Raw genomic sequence first — 16036 nt, 5'->3', positions numbered from 1 at the left:
CTCCGAAGCGCCGTCCAGCGGGGCTTGCAGCGGCACGGGGCCGCACCGGCCGGCGCTCGCCCGTTGTTGCCTATTGGTGCAGGTTCCAATAAACTAACGCGCTCAATCCTGCGTGACTGGCGATAGAACCCTTCTGGGTTCAAAGGTGGAACAACCCACCGTGAAGCGCAGGGTGCCGTTTTGCCGTTCGCCTGGGCAGCCGTGATCCGCGCGTCGTAGTCTGGCGCCGCCGGTGGCTGTCCTGCCTCGCGTGTGCGGCGCTCCTTCTCCGCCATGTCAAGGCTGGCCCAGCCGCCAGCAGCGCTGCGTATCCGCTACGCTTATCCCGCGCAATCCGGTCAACCTGAACTGAACTCACTCAACGGAACCCGTATGTTTGACAGAGCCGAAAGCACTATCGCCAGCGTCGATCCCGAAATCTGGAAGGCGATCGAACAGGAAAACCGCCGTCAGGAAGACCACATCGAACTGATCGCGTCGGAAAACTACACGAGCCCGGCCGTCATGGCCGCCCAGGGCTCGCAACTTACCAACAAGTACGCCGAAGGCTATCCCGGCAAGCGCTACTACGGCGGCTGCGAATACGTGGACATCGTCGAGCAGCTGGCGATCGATCGCGTGAAGCAGATCTTCGGCGCCGAAGCCGCGAACGTGCAGCCGAACTCGGGCTCGCAGGCCAATCAGGGCGTGTTCTTCGCGATGCTGAAGCCGGGCGACACGATCATGGGCATGAGCCTCGCGCATGGCGGCCATCTGACGCACGGCTCGCCGGTCAACATGTCGGGCAAGTGGTTCAACGTGGTCAGCTACGGTCTGAACGAAGCCGAGGACATCGACTACGACGCCGCGGAAAAACTCGCTCAGGAACACAAGCCGAAGCTGATCGTCGCGGGCGCATCGGCGTTCTCGCTGCGTATCGACTTCGAACGTCTTGCGAAGATCGCGAAGTCGGTTGGCGCCTACCTGATGGTCGATATGGCGCACTACGCCGGGTTGATCGCCGCGGGCGTCTATCCGAACCCGGTGCCGCACGCCGACTTCGTCACGACCACCACGCACAAGAGCCTGCGCGGTCCGCGCGGTGGTGTGATCCTGATGAAGGCCGAATACGAGAAGCCGATCAATTCGGCGATCTTCCCGGGCATCCAGGGCGGTCCGCTCATGCATGTCATCGCCGCCAAGGCCGTGGCATTCAAGGAAGCACTGTCGCCGGAATTCAAGACGTATCAGCAGGCGGTGCTCGACAACGCGCGCGTGCTCGCCGAAACGCTGGTGAAGCGCGGCCTGCGTATCGTGTCCGGTCGCACCGAGAGCCACGTCATGCTGGTCGATCTGCGGGCAAAGAACATCACGGGTAAAGCCGCGGAAGCGGCGCTCGGCGCGGCGCACATCACGGTCAACAAGAACGCGATCCCGAACGATCCGGAAAAGCCGTTTGTCACGAGCGGCGTTCGCCTTGGCTCGCCGGCCATGACGACGCGCGGTTTTGGCGTGGCGGAAGCCGAGCAGGTCGGTAACCTGCTTGCCGATGTGCTCGACAATCCGGAAGACGCCGCCACGATCGAACGCGTGCGTACCCAGGTTGCGGCCCTGACGAAGCGCTTCCCGGTTTACCGCTAGGCGATCATGCGCTGCCCCTTCTGTCGGCATGACGATACGCAGGTCGTGGATTCCCGCGTGTCGGAAGACGGCGCGGCGATCCGCCGGCGGCGTCGCTGTTCGGCCTGCGACAAGCGTTTTACGACGTACGAGCGGACCGAACTGGCGTTGCCGGCGGTCGTCAAGAAGGACGGCAGTCGCAGGGAATTCGACCGCCGCAAGATCGTCGCGAGCATGCAGCTCGCGTTGAGAAAGCGGCCGGTCGCCGCCGAAGCAATCGATACGGCCGTCGCCCGCATCGAATATCAACTGCTCGGCAGCGGCGAGCGTGAAGTGCGCAGCGAACGGCTCGGCGAACTCGTGATGAACGAGTTGCGTGCGCTCGATACGATTGCGTATGTGCGCTTTGCTTCTGTGTACCGGCGCTTCGAAGACGTGTCCGAATTCGAGGACGTGATCGAGGAATTCCGCCGCGCCTCGTCGCCTCCTGCTCCCGTCAAGTCTTCGCGCAAGCGCTGACTGTTCCGCTCACTTCCTCACGCGACCTGGCCGTTCGGTCGATTGTCGCGTTTCGCATGGGTCGCTAGATTGACTGTGTTCTTCGGACCAGTCAGGAGTGAGTGACCCATGACCCCCCATGCTTTTCCGCCGCAAGCGTACGGCGGCTTCACGCTTGCCGAAATGCTCGTCGTCGTCGCGCTGCTTGCCGCGCTTGCAGTTCTGGCTACGCCATCGTTTGTCGCGTGGCACGTGCGCGATCAGGTCGACGCCCGGGCGCGCGCGATGCTCTCCACACTCACCTACGCACGCAGCGAAGCGCTGCGGCGCGGCGTGCGCGTCACGGTGTGTCGCATCGATGGCGCGCATCGCTGTCTGCCGGTAGGCGAAGCCTGCCGCAGCGGTACCCTGGACTGGTCGTGCGGCTGGGCCGTAATGGCTGAGCAACCGGGTTCGACGGTGCTGTCCGCGTTGCGTGTGCAGCCGGGTCTCGCTGCAGTGAGCGTGAACGGCACCCTCAGCAATCTCACGTTCACGCCGCCGGCGGGACAGGTGATCGGCGGCTTTCGCAACTTCGATGTCGCGCCGCGTTCCATGTCGCGTGCTACTCAGGGTAACAACTGGCGGCGTTGCATCAGGATTGCCGCCGGCGGTCGACCGCGTATTTCCGACGGTGCTTGTGGAGCTGCATCGTGAGCCGGCGCGAACACGCTGCATGTCGTGGCAATTCGCTACTCGAAGTGATGCTGGCGGTTGCCTTGATGGCCGTCACGGTACTCGGCTTGACGGCCGCACAATGGTGGACTGCGGGTGAGGCGAAAGCGGTCACGCTGCGCGAACACGCGGCCATGATCTCGGACGCGATGGCCGAAACGACGCGCGCCAACGTGCCTGAAGACACAGCGTTGTCGCAATGGAAGGTGCTCGCTGCGCGTTTGTTCCCACAGGGCGAGGTGTCGATTCGCGATCAACGCGCTGGAACCGCGGTGGCACAGGTCACGTGGCTGCCGCCCGCGCCTTCGGTGCGTGGCGAGGTAGTCGATATGCCCGAGTCTTGCGGCGACATGGCGGTACCGCCGCGGACCGCCTGTGTCGCGATCGCGTTCGCCCGATGACCGTTGCAAGATTCCGCTCGCGCGGTCACACGCTGCTGGAGTTGATGATTGCCGCCGCACTCGGTCTCGTCGTGGTGGCCGGCGCTGTCTCCATGTACCGCTCACAGCGTGTCGCGTTCGTGCGCGCAACCGATGCGCTGCGGATACACGACGCCGGCACGACCGCGCTCGCACTGATCGCCGCGCAGGTCCGCATGGCCGGCTTCGTGCCCGCCGATATGGCGCCGGCCGACACGTCAGCCGGGTTGTTCGGTTGCTCGGGCGCACGCACGGTTGGCAGCTTCGAGAGTCGCAGTTGCGAAACGGTGAGCACGCATTCGGACGGCATCGCGGTGCGTTACATCGGCGACACGATATCGACGTGGCCATCGTCGACCGGTCGGCCTACCGACTGTCTCGGCCAGAGCGTGACCACCGACGCAGCCGGAAGCGATCCGCAGCGCATACCGATCGTCAACCGCTTCCACGCGAGAACCGGCAGCGCCGGCGAACCCGAACTGTATTGCGACGGCAGTGGCCGGCCGGGCGTGGCGCAACCACTGGTGGAAGGCGTCGAAGGATTGCGGGTTCGCTACTGGCTGAAGGACGCGCGCACCGCGCTCGATGCTTCCGCTATCGCGCGGGATCAATGGCAGCAGATCGTCGCCGTGGACCTGTGTGTGCTGGTGCGTGGCGCACCGCTCGGGCGCCGCACGCGTTACGTCGATTGCGACGGCGTGTCGACGCTCGCGACGGACACACGTGTGCGGCAGGCGTTCTGGCGGCGCGTCGCAGTTCGCAACCAGGCGCGCAGGCCGTCATGACACGCGATACCCGAACGCGACGAAGCTACCGCGCGCGTAGCCGGTCGCATGGCGTTGCACTACCTGTTGTCCTGATGCTGTCGTCGATGATGCTCGTCACATCGGCGGCGTGGTTCGAGACGTCGCTCGCGAGCGCACGCGGTACCGCGAATACGCAGGGCCATCTGCAGGCATTTCATGCTGCCGATGCGGCGCTCGCCCTATGTGCGCAGATGACGCTGGCGAACACGGCCACTGCGTTGCCGGACGTCGCGGGCGAACCCGAGGGCTGGCGGCGTGCCGCGACCTTCGAGGCGGGTGTGCAAACCCCGGTAGCGCAATGGCCCGGGTCGGTGCGACCGCCGCAATGTCTGATCGAAGGATGGCAGCTTGCAACACGCCCCGAGGCACGCGCATGGCTGATCACTGCGCGCGGCTTTGGCGCGACGCTGGCATCGCAGGCATGGATGCAACTGACACTCGTGATCGACGACGGGCGCACGGAGCGCCACTGGCGGCAGATCGTCGCACGTCCCTTTTGAACGGTTAGATAACCTTCTTATGACCTCACGGACCCACGCCTTCACGCTGCTCGAACTGGTCATCGCGCTGGCGATTGCCGCGACGCTCGCGGTGTTCGCGGTGCCGGCGTATCGCAGTCAGATCGCGCGAACGCATCGAACCGATGCCGCAGCCGCGCTGTATCGCGCAGCCCAGTTCGTGGAGAACGATGCGGGCGGTGAGCGGAATGCGTTGCCTGTCGGTCTTGACCGTGCACCGCAGTTCGGCACCGCGCTGTATCGGCTTGGCGTGCTGCCGGCCAATGCGACGAACGGTGGCTATACGCTGGAGGCGGTACCGGTGGAGGATGGTCCGATGCATGGCGATGCATGCGGCACGTTCGTGCTCGACGCGACCGGCGTGCGTGCGAATCGCAGCAGCAATCCGACAGCGCTCGCCGCAGACGAGTGCTGGAATACGCGTTGAACGAGCGCTGCTTGAGCGTTCAGCGAAGAGATTGTCTGCTTACGATCCGCGACCCGCGCGGCCGGATTTTGCCGCTGGCGCAGTATCGTCGTCGCTCTTCATCTGTTGCCAGATGCGGTAAGCCTCCCACGCGGCAAACCCGAGTCCGCCCCATTTGAGCAGCGGTTTCGCACTGGCAAGCAGCGTAGAGCGCAGCGGTCTGGCGAGCAGGAGCGAAGCAAGCGAACTGATCAACGGATACTGCTTGAGCAGTGCGCCGATGCCCGCATTCGCACTCTTGCCTGCGCCCCAGCTCATTCCGCGGAGGCCCGGCAGCAGAAACTTGAGCCAGCTGAAATGCGAGACCGACTGACGTAGTTCTACCGTTGCCTGGGCGAATTCCATCCGTTCGATATCCGCGCGCACGATCAGCAGTTCCTTGCGCAGTGCGCGCAGATGCGGCGAACTCAATTCTTTTGCGCCGGAATGCTGGCTGCGAAAGGCGGTGTCCGGACGGGGCTGGCTCATGAGATCTCGATAGCGATGGCGGTGGAGAAATGACGGAAGCGGGCGGTGTACTCGCCGGTTTTATTGCTTGCGGAAGACGTCGCGGTCCTTTTCGAATTCCTTCAGCGTGGCTTCGAATATGATCGGCGCGTTGCGCAAACCGCTGCGCGCGCGCAATGCGCAGAACAACGCCGCGAGCGCATAGACCAGCGTAATGCCGGCGAGCGCCTGCCAGCGCCAGGTGTCCCAGAAAGCGATGGCCACGAGCGCCGTCAGTGCGATCAGCGCCATGGTAGCGAGCATCATGGCCGCGAGCCCGAGGAAGAGCACCGCCAGCAGGCGGTCTTTCTCCTCGCTCAGTTCGATGCCGATCAGCTCGAGGCGCGTCTGGAGGATGGAGAATACGGAGCCGAGAAGGCGGCGCAATGGCCCGTGCTCAGCGCGCGTGTTGGAATCGATCGTCATGGCCTAAGCGCGTTGCGCGTGCAGATGCACCAGAAGGAGTCGACCGGCGCGCGCCGGTCGACTGGTATGTGAGTTGCCGTGAGCGGCCGTCAGCCGCTGCACGCCGTCGCGTGCTTACTTGCGGTTGATCAGCAACCCGACCAGAACGCCGACGCCGGCTGCGATGCCGATCGACGCCCACGGATGTTCGTGTACGTAGTCGTCGGTTGCGCGCGCGGCCTTCTTGCCTTTCTCGACGACGACGACCTGCACGTCGGCGGCCTTTTCCTTTGCCTGCTTCAGACGCGACAGCGCCGTTTCGCGCAGTTCCGACGCGCGCTCGCCCGTTGCGCTTGCGGCCTGCTTCAACAGGTCTTCAGCGTCCGCGAGGACGGCTTTGATATCCGACATCAATCTCTCCTTGTTGACTTCCGACATTGACTGCTCCCTTCGTATCACGCCACGCGTGAATCGTAACCAAAGAAACGTCCGCTGGCGAGTGCGCTGGTCGACGCACTGACTGGTGGGGTATGCACGAACTGTTCCCGTTGCTGTTTTCTGCGAACGACGGCTGCTAAAAAGCGCCCCGACAGCGTCGTTGCATTGATACGGCGGTTGATCCGCAGCTTGATGGAGTTGATCTGCCCCGTAAAGTTTCCCCCGCGTCGGCGAAAATTACAAAAACTCATAAAGTTCTGACGCGATGTTTGTTCAACAGAACCGTGGCTTCCCGTATGCTTCAACTCTTTGCGAAGCTTGCGGGTACTATTCGCAAATTCGTCCGTTCACTTCAAGGAGCTGCACCATGAGTCTGCGTCTCGGCGACATCGCACCAGATTTCGAACAGGATTCGAGCATCGGCCGCATCAGTTTCCATGAATGGCTCGGCGACAGCTGGGGCGTTTTGTTTTCGCATCCCGCCGACTTCACGCCGGTATGCACGACCGAACTCGGTCTGACGGCGAAGCTCGCGGGCGAATTCGAAAAGCGCAATGTGAAGACGATTGCGTTATCGGTGGACAGCGCGGAATCGCATAAGGAATGGATCAAGGACATCAACGAAACCCAGGCGGCGAGCGTCGGCTTCCCGATTCTCGCGGACGGCGATCGCAAGGTTTCGGAACTCTACGACATGATTCACCCGAATGCGAACGAGACGCTCACCGTGCGCTCGCTGTTCGTGATCGATCCGAAGAAGAAAGTGCGTCTGATCATCACGTATCCGGCCAGCACCGGTCGTAACTTCGACGAAGTGCTGCGCGTGATCGATTCGCTGCAGCTCACCGACAACCATAAGGTCGCGACGCCGGGCAACTGGAAGCAGGGCGACGACGTGGTGATCGTACCGTCGCTGAAGGACGAAGAGGAAATCAAGCAGCGGTTTCCGAAGGGCTACAAGGCGATACGCCCGTATCTGCGTCTCACGCCGCAGCCGAACAAGTAACGCGGTTCGCGCGGCGCGGCATAGCCGCGCGGCGACCGGCGCGATACGAAAAACCCCGCGTATGCGGGGTTTTTGTTTGATGTGCTATCGCGACTACGCTGCTCAGAAGAACGCCTGAATCCCCGTCTGCGCGCGCCCCAGTATCAGCGCATGAATATCGTGCGTGCCTTCATACGTGTTGACGACCTCGAGGTTCACGAGGTGCCGCGCGATACCGAACTCGTCCGAGATACCGTTGCCGCCGAGCATGTCGCGTGCGAGCCGCGCGATGTCGAGTGCCTTGCCGCACGAATTGCGCTTCATGATCGACGTGATCTCGACTGCGGCGGTGCCTTCGTCCTTCATCCTGCCGAGACGCAGCACGCCTTGCAGTCCGAGCGTGATCTCGGTTTGCATGTCGGCGAGCTTCTTCTGGATCAGCTGGTTGGCAGCAAGCGGACGACCGAACTGCTTGCGATCGAGCACATACTGCCGCGCGGTATGCCAGCAGGCTTCCGCGGCGCCGAGCGCACCCCAGGCAATGCCGTAGCGCGCCGAATTCAGGCACGTGAACGGACCGCGCAGACCGCTCACGTTCGGCATCAGGTTCTCGGCGGGGACGAACACTTCGTCGAGCACGATCTCGCCGGTGATCGACGAGCGCAGACCAACCTTGCCGTGGATGGCCGGTGCCGACAGACCCTTCCAGCCCTTCTCGAGAATGAAGCCGCGAATCGCGTCCTTGCCGTCCTCCTGGAGCTTGGCCCAGACGACGAACACGTCGGCGATCGGTGAGTTGGTGATCCACATCTTCGAGCCCGACAGCGAATAGCCGCCGTCGACCTTCTTCGCACGCGTCACCATGCTGCCCGGGTCCGAGCCGTGGTTCGGCTCGGTCAGACCGAAGCAGCCGATCCATTCGCCGGTGGCGAGCTTCGGCAGATACTTTTCTTTTTGTGCATCGGAGCCGAATTCGAAGATCGGCACCATCACGAGCGACGACTGCACCGACATCATCGAGCGATAGCCGGAGTCGATGCGTTCCACTTCACGCGCGATGAGCCCGTAGCTCACGTAGCTCAGACCGGGGCCGCCGTACTGTTCGGGAATGGTCGGGCCGAGCAGACCGAGTTCGCCCATCTCGCGGAAGATGCTGGCATCGGTCTTCTCGTGACGGAACGCCTCGAGCACGCGCGGCGCCAGTTTGTCTTGCGAATAGGCCTGGGCGGCGTCGCGCACCATGCGTTCTTCCCCGGTCAACTGCTGATCGAGCAACAGCGGATCTTCCCAATGAAACTGCGCGGCGTCGGCCATGATGCGACTCTCCTGTTCCTTGACTTTAGTTCCGCTATGCGGAACAATGTTTTGCAAATTAGACCCGAGTGTACCATCCGATGACGCCTTCATCCACCCCCGCCATTTCCATCGACGAACGCAAATTCGTCACCGCCCTGGCACGTGGGCTGGACCTGCTGCGCGCGTTTCGTCCCGGCGAAACGATGCTCGGCAATCGCGATTTCGTCGAGCGAACCGGCCTGCCGAAGGCAACCGTGAACCGGCTCGCCTACACGCTGACGGTGCTCGGCTATCTGCGCTTCGACGAAACGCTCGGCAAGTACGCACTCGATGCCGGTGTGCTGTCGCTTGGGTTTGCACTGCTGTCGGGAACCGACACGCTCGAACTCGCGCGGCCGCACATGCGCACGTTCGCACGCGAAGTGGGCGCGGCTGTGTCACTCGGTTGCCGGGATGGGCTCGACATGATTTATCTCGAGACGATCCGTAGTGAGACCGCGCTCACGCTCGGCCTCGCGTCGGGTTCGCGGCTGTCGATGCTCACCAGTTCGATGGGCCGTGCCTATCTCGCCGTGCTGCCCGCCGATGCGCGCGCAGCCTTGCTCGCCGAATTGAAGAAGGCGGCCGGCGCGGACGGCGCCGCGCTCGTGGCCGATGCGCAGTTCGAGATCGACGCGTTTGCCGAAGCGCGCTGCTGCTTCTCGTTTCGCGCGTGGAATGACGATGTGAACGCGGTCGCGGTGCCGTTTCGCGAGACACGCGATGGACGCTGGCTGGTGCTCAGTTGCAGCGGGCCGGCATCGTCGATGGGGGAGGAGGTGTTTCGCGAGAGCGTCGCGCCGCGGTTGAAGGCGCTGGCTTGCAGGTTGGGCGATACGGCGTAGTTTTGTTTCTAATCTCGGTGAGTTTGCGCTTTACGCTGTCCGGTCGTGATCATGCGCCGCGAAAAGTGGGCCTTGCACAAACCGCACATCATATTGCTGCAGTAAATCAAACTGCGCTTCATCAGCCACGCGATTGAAGATCAACGGAATGCGCAACCGGTTCGCATATCCGACCAACGGCTTCACCATCGAGTCGCGCAGTGCCGAGCCCGCATCCATCTTGATGAAATCGAGCCGCGCCATGTCCGAGACCGAAAGAATCTGCCCGGCATTCGGCAGGTTACCGGCCACCTTGAAACCGTAGCGTTGATAACTGCGCGTCAGATAGCCGAGGAAGTTGCGATGCGCAACCGCCGCCGCCGGCAGTTCGATCACGATGCGTGAGGGGTTCAATCCAAACGATACGAGCACCGCCGAGAAATGCCGGCCGTGGTCGTACTTCACGCTCTTCAGCAACCGTTCGTGGACCCGTAGAAACAGCAGTCCGTGCCGCTGTGCACCGAAGAAATTGATTGCGTGCAGTGCCCGCGACATGCGGTCTAGCGCGACCAGTTCCTGGTCGTCGGCGATGCGCTCGAAGGTGTCTTGTGCATCGAACGGCACGCCGTCGACGCGCTGCGTCACCGCCTGAAAACCGAGTTCGTCGCCGAACCGGTCGGCACGCTCCGGCGCCGAACCGAGCGACTGTCCATACGCATGCACGCTGATATCGAAGATCGGCTCATACGTGCTGCCCAGCTGGAAACCGTTGAAGCGGGCGATCGCGCTGTCGCTGTGCTCGCCCGTGCCGCGTGCCAGATGCTCGCCGAGAAACGGGTGGCTGGCGGCGCGCGCAACGAGGTCGGAGATGGTCGGGGGAATCATGAACGGGGCAGGTCGCGCGCAAGCACGCGTCTTTTGTCGGTTGCGGCGCCATGCCGCACTCATTTAACGATGTTAGCAGTCGGCGTAGCGCGCGCATGAACTAAATGCTCATAACGATATAGGTCGGCGCACATCGGATCAGGGTTTACGATAGTTTCACTATACGTAATTCATTTTACTATTCGTAAATTGCGCGTGTGGCGAGAGCGGAGCCGTGTGTGCCCGGAAAAGTCGTTTCGCGTTTCGAGCCGGTACTGTCGGCAACCCGCCTGGCACCATAACGATGAGGAGACTATCCATGAGCGCCCAACCCGCGTCGTCGAATGTGATCGAAGTCGAGCGCGTGCTCGGCGAAACGCATCACCCTGCGTTCCAGCTCATGCTGCTTGTGCTCTGCGGACTGTGTCTCGTGATCGACGGCTTCGATGCGCAGGCGATGGGTTACGTCGCACCGAGCGTGATCGCCGAGTGGAGCGTATCGAAGGCGGCGCTCGGGCCGGTGTTCAGCGCGAGTCTGTTCGGCATGCTGCTCGGCGCGCTGGGGCTGTCGGTGCTCGCCGACCGGATCGGCCGGCGTCCGGTGCTGATCGGTGCGACGTTTTTCTTCGCTGCGGCGATGATCGCGACGCCGCTTGCGTCGACGGTGCCTGCGTTGATCGCGTTGCGCTTTATAACGGGGCTTGGGCTCGGCTGCATCATGCCGAATGCGATGGCGCTGGTCGGCGAGTTTTCCACGCCTGCGCATCGAGTGAAGCGAATGATGCTGGTGTCGTGTGGCTTCACGCTTGGCGCGGCACTCGGTGGTTTTGTCAGCGCTGCGTTGATCCCGGCGTTTGGCTGGCGCGCGGTGTTCTGGGTCGGCGGTGCGGTGCCGCTGCTGCTCGCGTTTGCGATGCTCGTCGCGCTGCCCGAATCGCTGCAATTCCTTGTACTCAAAGGCCGCATGGAACGCGCCCGGCGCTGGCTCGCGACATTCGATCCAAACCTGCACATCGACGCGCAGACGCGCATCGTCGTGCGCGAAAAAGCCGATGGTGGCGCGCCGGTCGCCGAGCTGTTCCGCGCCGGCCGCACGCCGGTCACGCTGATCCTGTGGGCGATCAGCTTCATGAATCTGATCGATCTGTACTTCCTGTCCAACTGGCTACCGACCGTGATGCGCGATGCGGGCTACACACCGGCGACAGCAGTGATTGTCGGCACCGTGCTGCAGACCGGTGGGGTGATCGGTACGTTGTCGCTCGGCTGGTTTATCGAACGCTTCGGCTTCGTGCGGGTGCTGTTCGTCTGCTTTGCGTGCGCGGCCGGGTTCGTCGGTGCGATCGGCAGTGTCGCGCATGCGCTGCCGTGGCTGCTGGTGGCGGTGTTCGCGGGCGGCTTCTGTGTAGTCGGTGGGCAACCGGCGGTCAATGCGCTTGCAGGACACTATTACCCGACCAGTCTGCGATCGACCGGCATCGGCTGGAGCCTCGGTATTGGTCGCATCGGCTCGGTGATCGGGCCGCTCGTCGGTGGGCAACTGATCGCACTGAACTGGTCGAATGCGGCGCTGTTTCACGCGGCCGCGGTGCCGGTGTTGTGCTCGGCGTTGTTCGTAGTCGTGCTTGCGGGCGCGACGCGGGGTCACCGCGTTGCGCCGGCGCGAACCGCTTAGGCGTTCATGGCAGGTATTCACGGCAGGTACTGATGGAGAAACACATGACTCACGATACGAATTCCCATTCAGGCGATCGCCCCGCGTATCAATCGGGCTTCGCCAACGAGTTCGCCACCGAGGCGCTGCCAGGCGCACTGCCGCAAGGCCGCAACTCACCGCAGCGCGCCGCCTACGGACTCTACGCAGAGCAGTTGTCGGGCACCGCGTTCACCGCACCGCGCAGTCATAACCGCCGCTCGTGGCTGTACCGCATTCGTCCGGCGGCGATGCACCGGCCATTCACGCCGCTGCCACCGTCACCATCGCATCCCGCCGGCCGGCTCGTGGCGAACTTCCATGAAGTGCCGCCGACCCCGCCGAACCAGCTACGCTGGAACCCGCTGCCGATGCCCACCGCGCCGACCGATTTCATCGACGGATGGGTGACGATGGCGGGCAACGGTTCCGCCGAATCGATGAACGGTTGCGCGATCCATCTGTATGCGGCGAACCGCTCGATGCAGGACCGCTACTTCTACAGCGGCGACGGCGAGCTGCTGATCGTGCCGCAACAGGGCCGCCTCGCGATTGCAACCGAACTTGGCCAGCTCGACATCGAACCGTTCGAGATCGCGGTGATTCCGCGCGGCGTACGCTTCACGGTGACGCTGCCCGATGGCGAGGCGCGCGGCTATATCTGCGAGAACTTCGGTGCGCTGTTGCGTCTGCCGGATCTCGGGCCGATCGGCTCGAACGGGCTCGCCAATCCGCGCGATTTCCTCACGCCGCACGCCGCCTATGAAGACCGCGAAGGCGACTTTGAACTCGTCGCGAAGCTGAACGGCCATTTGTGGCGCGCGGACATCGGCCATTCGCCGCTCGACGTCGTCGCGTGGCACGGCAACTACGCGCCGTACAAATATGATCTGCGCCACTTCAACACGATCGGCTCGATCAGCTACGACCATCCCGATCCGTCGATCTTCCTCGTGCTGCACGCACCCAGCGATACACCCGGTGTCGACACGATCGACTTCGTGATCTTCCCGCCACGCTGGCTTGCAGCTGAAGACACGTTCCGCCCGCCCTGGTTTCACCGCAACGTCGCGAGCGAATTCATGGGTCTCGTGCATGGCGTCTACGACGCGAAGGCGGAGGGCTTCGTGCCTGGCGGCGCGAGCCTGCACAACTGCATGTCGGGCCACGGTCCCGATGCGGATACGTTCGAGAAGGCATCGCACAGCGACACCTCGAAGCCGCACAAGGTCGGCGACACGATGGCGTTCATGTTCGAAACCCGCACGCTGATTCGCCCGACCCGTTTTGCGCTCGAAACGTCACAGCTACAAGCCGATTACTTCGAGTGCTGGCAAGGCATCCAGAAACACTTCAACCCGGAGCAGCCATGAGCGTATCGAGCGATCTGCAGGCGACGCTCGATCCGTCGCGCCGAAGCTGGGTCGAAGCTGCGAACGATGCGGCCTGCGACTTTTCGATCCAGAACCTGCCGTTCGGCATCTTTAGCGACTCGCACGATGCGGTTTGGCGCGTGGGCGTCGCGATCGGTGATCGCATCGTCGATCTGGCGGTGCTGGAGGAAGCGGGCTTGCTCGTTTTGCCGCTGGCGTCGGCGAACGAATCCGGTGCTTCCAGTGTGTTCCGCTCCGACTCGCTCAACGCGTTCATCTCGCTGGGTCGCGATGCGTGGCGCAGCGTACGGATTCAGCTATCCAGTCTGCTCGCGCGCGACACAGCCACGCTGCGCGACGATGCGGCACTGCGCGAACGCGCGCTCGTGTCCGCTGCCGATGCGACGTTGCACTTACCCGTGCAGATTCCCGGCTACACCGATTTCTATTCGTCGAAAGAACACGCGACGAACGTCGGCTCGATGTTCCGCGATCCGAAGAATGCATTACTGCCGAACTGGTCGGAGATGCCGATCGGCTACAACGGACGCGCTTCATCGGTGGTGGTGAGCGGCACGCCGGTGCGGCGGCCCAACGGTCAATTGAAGTTGCCCGATGCGGAGCGTCCGGTGTTCGGCGCGTGTCGCAAGCTCGATATCGAACTGGAAACCGGCTTTATCGTTGGGCGCGGCAATGCGCTTGGCGAACCGGTGGCGTGTGCCGATGCCGAAGCACACATCTTCGGCATGGTGCTGCTGAACGACTGGAGTGCGCGCGACATCCAGCAGTGGGAGTACGTGCCGCTCGGGCCATTCAACGCGAAGACCTTCGCGACGACGATCTCGCCGTGGATTGTCACGCTCGACGCGCTCGAACCGTTTCGCGTCGCGCAGCCGGAACAGGTGCCGCAGCCGCTCGACTATCTGCGGCACGACGGCGCGCATGCGTTCGATATCGCGCTCGAAGTGCAACTGCGTCCGCAACGCGCCCGCGAAGCGACGACGATCTCGCGCACGAATTTTCGTCACATGTACTGGACGATGGCGCAGCAGTTTGCGCATCACACGGTGTCGGGCTGCAATACGCGGGTCGGCGATCTGATGGGTTCGGGGACGATCAGCGGGCCGACCGCTGATTCATATGGCAGCCTGCTCGAGCTGACCTGGAACGGCAAGCAACCGCTCGAACTGAAGGAGGGCGGCACGCGGACGTTTATCGAAGACGGCGATGAACTGACGCTCGCTGGGTGGTGCCAGGGCGAGGGTTATCGCGTGGGCTTCGGAACGTGTAGCGGTGTGATTGTGCCGGCGCATGATTGACGTTGTGCGCAATGCGGTATCCGCACAACCGCGCAACCACTGAGGTCGTGCGCAACAGATCCCGGCTGTCCGCGTGCACGCTAACGCACCACCCGCACTCCCGCACGCCGTCTTTCCCACAACGCCGCGCCACCAAACGCGAGCGCACCAGCCAGCAGCAAGCCGACCAGCGCATCGTTGCCGATACCCTTCATCAACGCACCAGCAATCAACGGGCCGCCAAAACTCGCGGCACTCCACGACGCCCCGACGAGCGAACTCGCCGACACCAGCGCGGCGCCGCGAAAGCGTTCACCGCACGCCACCAGCGACAGCGTATAGATCGCGCCCGCCGCGGCGCCGAGCACATAGAGCAGCGGCCAGCACAACCACAGCGAGCCGATCGCCCACGGCAGCAACGGCAACAGCAGCACAACGACGCCTGCACAGCAAAGATGCACACGCTCACGACCAAACCGGTCTGCAAACCAGCCAATCGGAAACTGCATCGTCGTATCGCCGAGCAGCAGCGCCGACGCAAACAGCACGGCAACTTCAACCGCGATGCCATGCGCCATCGCGTACAGCGGCAGCAGCGACAGCGCGATCGTATCGAACAGCGCAAAGAACGCGGTGCCGATCACGATGGCCGGCATACGCGGCAGCACATGGCGCCAGCTGTCGTGGGCTTCGGGTGCGCTGGCAGTGTGCGGGGTGGCGCGGATCGTCGCGAGCGTCGGCAGCGCGAGCAGGAAGATCGCACCGCACAGCAGAAAGCGCCCGCTATTGAATCCAGCGATCTGGCTCACGAGCACCGGCCCGGCCATCTGGAATAACGTGAAGGTCGTCGCATAGATGGCGACGACGCGACCGCGTGTCGTGTCGTCGGCGAGCTGGTTGACCCATGCCTCGCCGATCGTGAAGAGCAGCATCAGCGCCGCACCGCAAGCGATGCGCAACACAGCCCAGACGTACAGGTTGGTCGTGAGCTGCATGCCCGCGGTCGCGATTGCGACGACGAGTACCGCGCCCGCGATCACCTGACGGCCGCCGAAGCGCGCAGCGACCCAGCCCGCAAGCGGCACGACGACGAGGCCACCGCCCGCCTGCGCGGCGGTCAGCAGACCGACGACATCGGTGCCGTAGCCGGCCTGGGTCAACGCGAGCGCCGTGAGCGGCAGCGTCGCGCCGCTGCCCAGGCCGACTACGGCGACGCTCAGAATGAGGGCGAGGAAATCGCGGGTGAAGATGACTTTCATCGGCGGGAATGCTACACCGGCGCGTTGTCGCGCATCGGCGTCGACCCGTGTTGCAG

At 63.4% G+C, this 16036-nt stretch carries 19 protein-coding genes and 1 riboswitch; of the genes, 12 read left to right on the top strand and 7 right to left on the bottom strand.

All coding sequences use genetic code 11. The features are described 5' to 3' along the window. The first annotated feature begins 102 nt into the window (after window positions 1-102). A riboswitch (ZMP/ZTP riboswitch) is annotated at window positions 103-204 on the top strand. Between the two features lie 168 nt (window positions 205-372). The 7 genes from glyA (at window position 373) to M0D65_RS02270 (ending at window position 4981) form a co-directional block, all read left to right on the top strand. Beyond that, on the top strand, window positions 373-1620 hold the full coding sequence (gene glyA / locus M0D65_RS02300; protein WP_091010101.1) for a serine hydroxymethyltransferase: 1248 nt from the start codon (window positions 373-375) through the stop codon (window positions 1618-1620). A 6-nt stretch (window positions 1621-1626) separates the two neighbouring features. Further along, complete coding sequence (nrdR, locus tag M0D65_RS02295; RefSeq protein ID WP_091010103.1) at window positions 1627-2118, top strand: transcriptional regulator NrdR; 492 nt, start codon at window positions 1627-1629, stop codon at window positions 2116-2118. Between the two features lie 108 nt (window positions 2119-2226). After that, a complete protein-coding gene (locus M0D65_RS02290; RefSeq protein ID WP_266250802.1) occupies window positions 2227-2793 on the top strand; it encodes a GspH/FimT family protein in 567 nt (188 codons plus the stop codon). Next, a complete protein-coding gene (locus M0D65_RS02285; RefSeq protein WP_266250800.1) occupies window positions 2790-3212 on the top strand; it encodes a hypothetical protein in 423 nt (140 codons plus the stop codon). Before M0D65_RS02290 ends, M0D65_RS02285 begins: the two co-directional genes overlap by 4 nt. After that, a complete protein-coding gene (locus M0D65_RS02280) occupies window positions 3209-4015 on the top strand; it encodes a PilW family protein (RefSeq protein ID WP_266250798.1) in 807 nt (268 codons plus the stop codon). Before M0D65_RS02285 ends, M0D65_RS02280 begins: the two co-directional genes overlap by 4 nt. Next, window positions 4012-4536, top strand: coding sequence for a hypothetical protein (locus M0D65_RS02275; RefSeq protein WP_266250797.1), 525 nt, complete (start codon window positions 4012-4014; stop codon window positions 4534-4536). Before M0D65_RS02280 ends, M0D65_RS02275 begins: the two co-directional genes overlap by 4 nt. A gap of 19 nt (window positions 4537-4555) precedes the next feature. After that, window positions 4556-4981 carry a type IV pilin protein gene (locus M0D65_RS02270; RefSeq protein WP_266250795.1) on the top strand — a complete coding sequence of 142 codons (426 nt, stop codon included), beginning with the start codon at window positions 4556-4558 and terminating at the stop codon, window positions 4979-4981. Window positions 4982-5020: 39 nt separating this feature from the next. Here the strand turns inward: M0D65_RS02270 and M0D65_RS02265 are convergent, their stop codons facing one another. The 4 genes from M0D65_RS02265 to M0D65_RS02250 all read right to left on the bottom strand — a co-directional run bounded on the left by M0D65_RS02265 (window position 5021) and on the right by M0D65_RS02250 (window position 6654). Continuing rightward, complete coding sequence (locus M0D65_RS02265; protein ID WP_266250794.1) at window positions 5021-5488, bottom strand: DUF3318 domain-containing protein; 468 nt, start codon at window positions 5486-5488, stop codon at window positions 5021-5023. 60 nt (window positions 5489-5548) lie between these two features. Next, window positions 5549-5932, bottom strand: coding sequence for a phage holin family protein (locus tag M0D65_RS02260; protein WP_266250793.1), 384 nt, complete (start codon window positions 5930-5932; stop codon window positions 5549-5551). Between the two features lie 114 nt (window positions 5933-6046). Then, window positions 6047-6349, bottom strand: coding sequence for a YqjD family protein (locus tag M0D65_RS02255; protein WP_091010118.1), 303 nt, complete (start codon window positions 6347-6349; stop codon window positions 6047-6049). Window positions 6350-6366: 17 nt separating this feature from the next. Then, window positions 6367-6654 (bottom strand): hypothetical protein, encoded by a 288-nt coding sequence (locus tag M0D65_RS02250; protein WP_266250792.1) that lies wholly within the window; start codon window positions 6652-6654, stop codon window positions 6367-6369. A gap of 62 nt (window positions 6655-6716) precedes the next feature. On the opposite strand from M0D65_RS02250, the gene M0D65_RS02245 reads away from it, so the two are divergent. Further along, window positions 6717-7355 (top strand): peroxiredoxin, encoded by a 639-nt coding sequence (locus M0D65_RS02245; RefSeq protein WP_091010119.1) that lies wholly within the window; start codon window positions 6717-6719, stop codon window positions 7353-7355. Between the two features lie 102 nt (window positions 7356-7457). On the opposite strand, the gene M0D65_RS02240 is transcribed toward M0D65_RS02245, so the two are convergent. Beyond that, window positions 7458-8648, bottom strand: a complete 1191-nt coding sequence (locus M0D65_RS02240) for an acyl-CoA dehydrogenase (protein WP_091010121.1) — start codon at window positions 8646-8648, stop codon at window positions 7458-7460. A gap of 80 nt (window positions 8649-8728) precedes the next feature. On the opposite strand from M0D65_RS02240, the gene M0D65_RS02235 reads away from it, so the two are divergent. Then, a complete protein-coding gene (locus M0D65_RS02235; RefSeq protein ID WP_266250791.1) occupies window positions 8729-9514 on the top strand; it encodes an IclR family transcriptional regulator in 786 nt (261 codons plus the stop codon). 30 nt (window positions 9515-9544) lie between these two features. On the opposite strand, the gene M0D65_RS02230 is transcribed toward M0D65_RS02235, so the two are convergent. After that, a complete protein-coding gene (locus tag M0D65_RS02230) occupies window positions 9545-10378 on the bottom strand; it encodes an EAL domain-containing protein (RefSeq protein WP_091010124.1) in 834 nt (277 codons plus the stop codon). 298 nt (window positions 10379-10676) lie between these two features. On the opposite strand from M0D65_RS02230, the gene M0D65_RS02225 reads away from it, so the two are divergent. From M0D65_RS02225 to fahA, 3 genes are read left to right on the top strand one after another with little or no spacing between them, the layout of a single operon-like run. After that, entirely contained in the window at window positions 10677-12032 is a 1356-nt protein-coding gene (locus tag M0D65_RS02225; RefSeq protein ID WP_266250790.1) for an MFS transporter, read from the top strand. A gap of 44 nt (window positions 12033-12076) precedes the next feature. Further along, window positions 12077-13423 carry a homogentisate 1,2-dioxygenase gene (hmgA, locus tag M0D65_RS02220; RefSeq protein WP_266250789.1) on the top strand — a complete coding sequence of 449 codons (1347 nt, stop codon included), beginning with the start codon at window positions 12077-12079 and terminating at the stop codon, window positions 13421-13423. Continuing rightward, window positions 13420-14742 carry a fumarylacetoacetase gene (gene fahA / locus M0D65_RS02215; protein ID WP_266250788.1) on the top strand — a complete coding sequence of 441 codons (1323 nt, stop codon included), beginning with the start codon at window positions 13420-13422 and terminating at the stop codon, window positions 14740-14742. The genes hmgA and fahA overlap by 4 nt, the downstream gene beginning before the upstream one ends. Window positions 14743-14822: 80 nt before the next feature. On the opposite strand, the gene M0D65_RS02210 is transcribed toward fahA, so the two are convergent. Then, a complete protein-coding gene (locus tag M0D65_RS02210) occupies window positions 14823-15980 on the bottom strand; it encodes an MFS transporter (RefSeq protein ID WP_266250787.1) in 1158 nt (385 codons plus the stop codon). Between the last annotated feature and the right edge of the window lie 56 nt (window positions 15981-16036).

Source organism: Paraburkholderia sp. CHISQ3 (assembly GCF_030464945.1).
Classification (GTDB): domain Bacteria; phylum Pseudomonadota; class Gammaproteobacteria; order Burkholderiales; family Burkholderiaceae; genus Paraburkholderia; species Paraburkholderia megapolitana.
Note: the sequence above shows the minus strand (reverse complement) of the source record. Positions and strands in the feature narration are given on the sequence as shown.

Bases quoted from the DNA above. Each gene is read 5' to 3' on its own strand.
- glyA (WP_091010101.1), top strand. From the start codon at position 373: ATGTTTGACAGAGCCGAAAGCACTATCGCCAGCGTCGATCCCGAAATC.
- nrdR (WP_091010103.1), top strand. From the start codon at position 1,627: ATGCGCTGCCCCTTCTGTCGGCATGACGATACGCAGGTCGTGGATTCC.
- M0D65_RS02290 (WP_266250802.1), top strand. From the start codon at position 2,227: ATGACCCCCCATGCTTTTCCGCCGCAAGCGTACGGCGGCTTCACGCTT.
- M0D65_RS02280 (WP_266250798.1), top strand. From the start codon at position 3,209: ATGACCGTTGCAAGATTCCGCTCGCGCGGTCACACGCTGCTGGAGTTG.
- M0D65_RS02275 (WP_266250797.1), top strand. From the start codon at position 4,012: ATGACACGCGATACCCGAACGCGACGAAGCTACCGCGCGCGTAGCCGG.
- M0D65_RS02270 (WP_266250795.1), top strand. From the start codon at position 4,556: ATGACCTCACGGACCCACGCCTTCACGCTGCTCGAACTGGTCATCGCG.
- M0D65_RS02265 (WP_266250794.1), bottom strand. From the start codon at position 5,488: ATGAGCCAGCCCCGTCCGGACACCGCCTTTCGCAGCCAGCATTCCGGC.
- M0D65_RS02260 (WP_266250793.1), bottom strand. From the start codon at position 5,932: ATGACGATCGATTCCAACACGCGCGCTGAGCACGGGCCATTGCGCCGC.
- M0D65_RS02255 (WP_091010118.1), bottom strand. From the start codon at position 6,349: ATGTCGGAAGTCAACAAGGAGAGATTGATGTCGGATATCAAAGCCGTC.
- M0D65_RS02245 (WP_091010119.1), top strand. From the start codon at position 6,717: ATGAGTCTGCGTCTCGGCGACATCGCACCAGATTTCGAACAGGATTCG.
- M0D65_RS02240 (WP_091010121.1), bottom strand. From the start codon at position 8,648: ATGGCCGACGCCGCGCAGTTTCATTGGGAAGATCCGCTGTTGCTCGAT.
- M0D65_RS02235 (WP_266250791.1), top strand. From the start codon at position 8,729: ATGACGCCTTCATCCACCCCCGCCATTTCCATCGACGAACGCAAATTC.
- M0D65_RS02230 (WP_091010124.1), bottom strand. From the start codon at position 10,378: ATGATTCCCCCGACCATCTCCGACCTCGTTGCGCGCGCCGCCAGCCAC.
- M0D65_RS02225 (WP_266250790.1), top strand. From the start codon at position 10,677: ATGAGCGCCCAACCCGCGTCGTCGAATGTGATCGAAGTCGAGCGCGTG.
- hmgA (WP_266250789.1), top strand. From the start codon at position 12,077: ATGACTCACGATACGAATTCCCATTCAGGCGATCGCCCCGCGTATCAA.
- fahA (WP_266250788.1), top strand. From the start codon at position 13,420: ATGAGCGTATCGAGCGATCTGCAGGCGACGCTCGATCCGTCGCGCCGA.
- M0D65_RS02210 (WP_266250787.1), bottom strand. From the start codon at position 15,980: ATGAAAGTCATCTTCACCCGCGATTTCCTCGCCCTCATTCTGAGCGTC.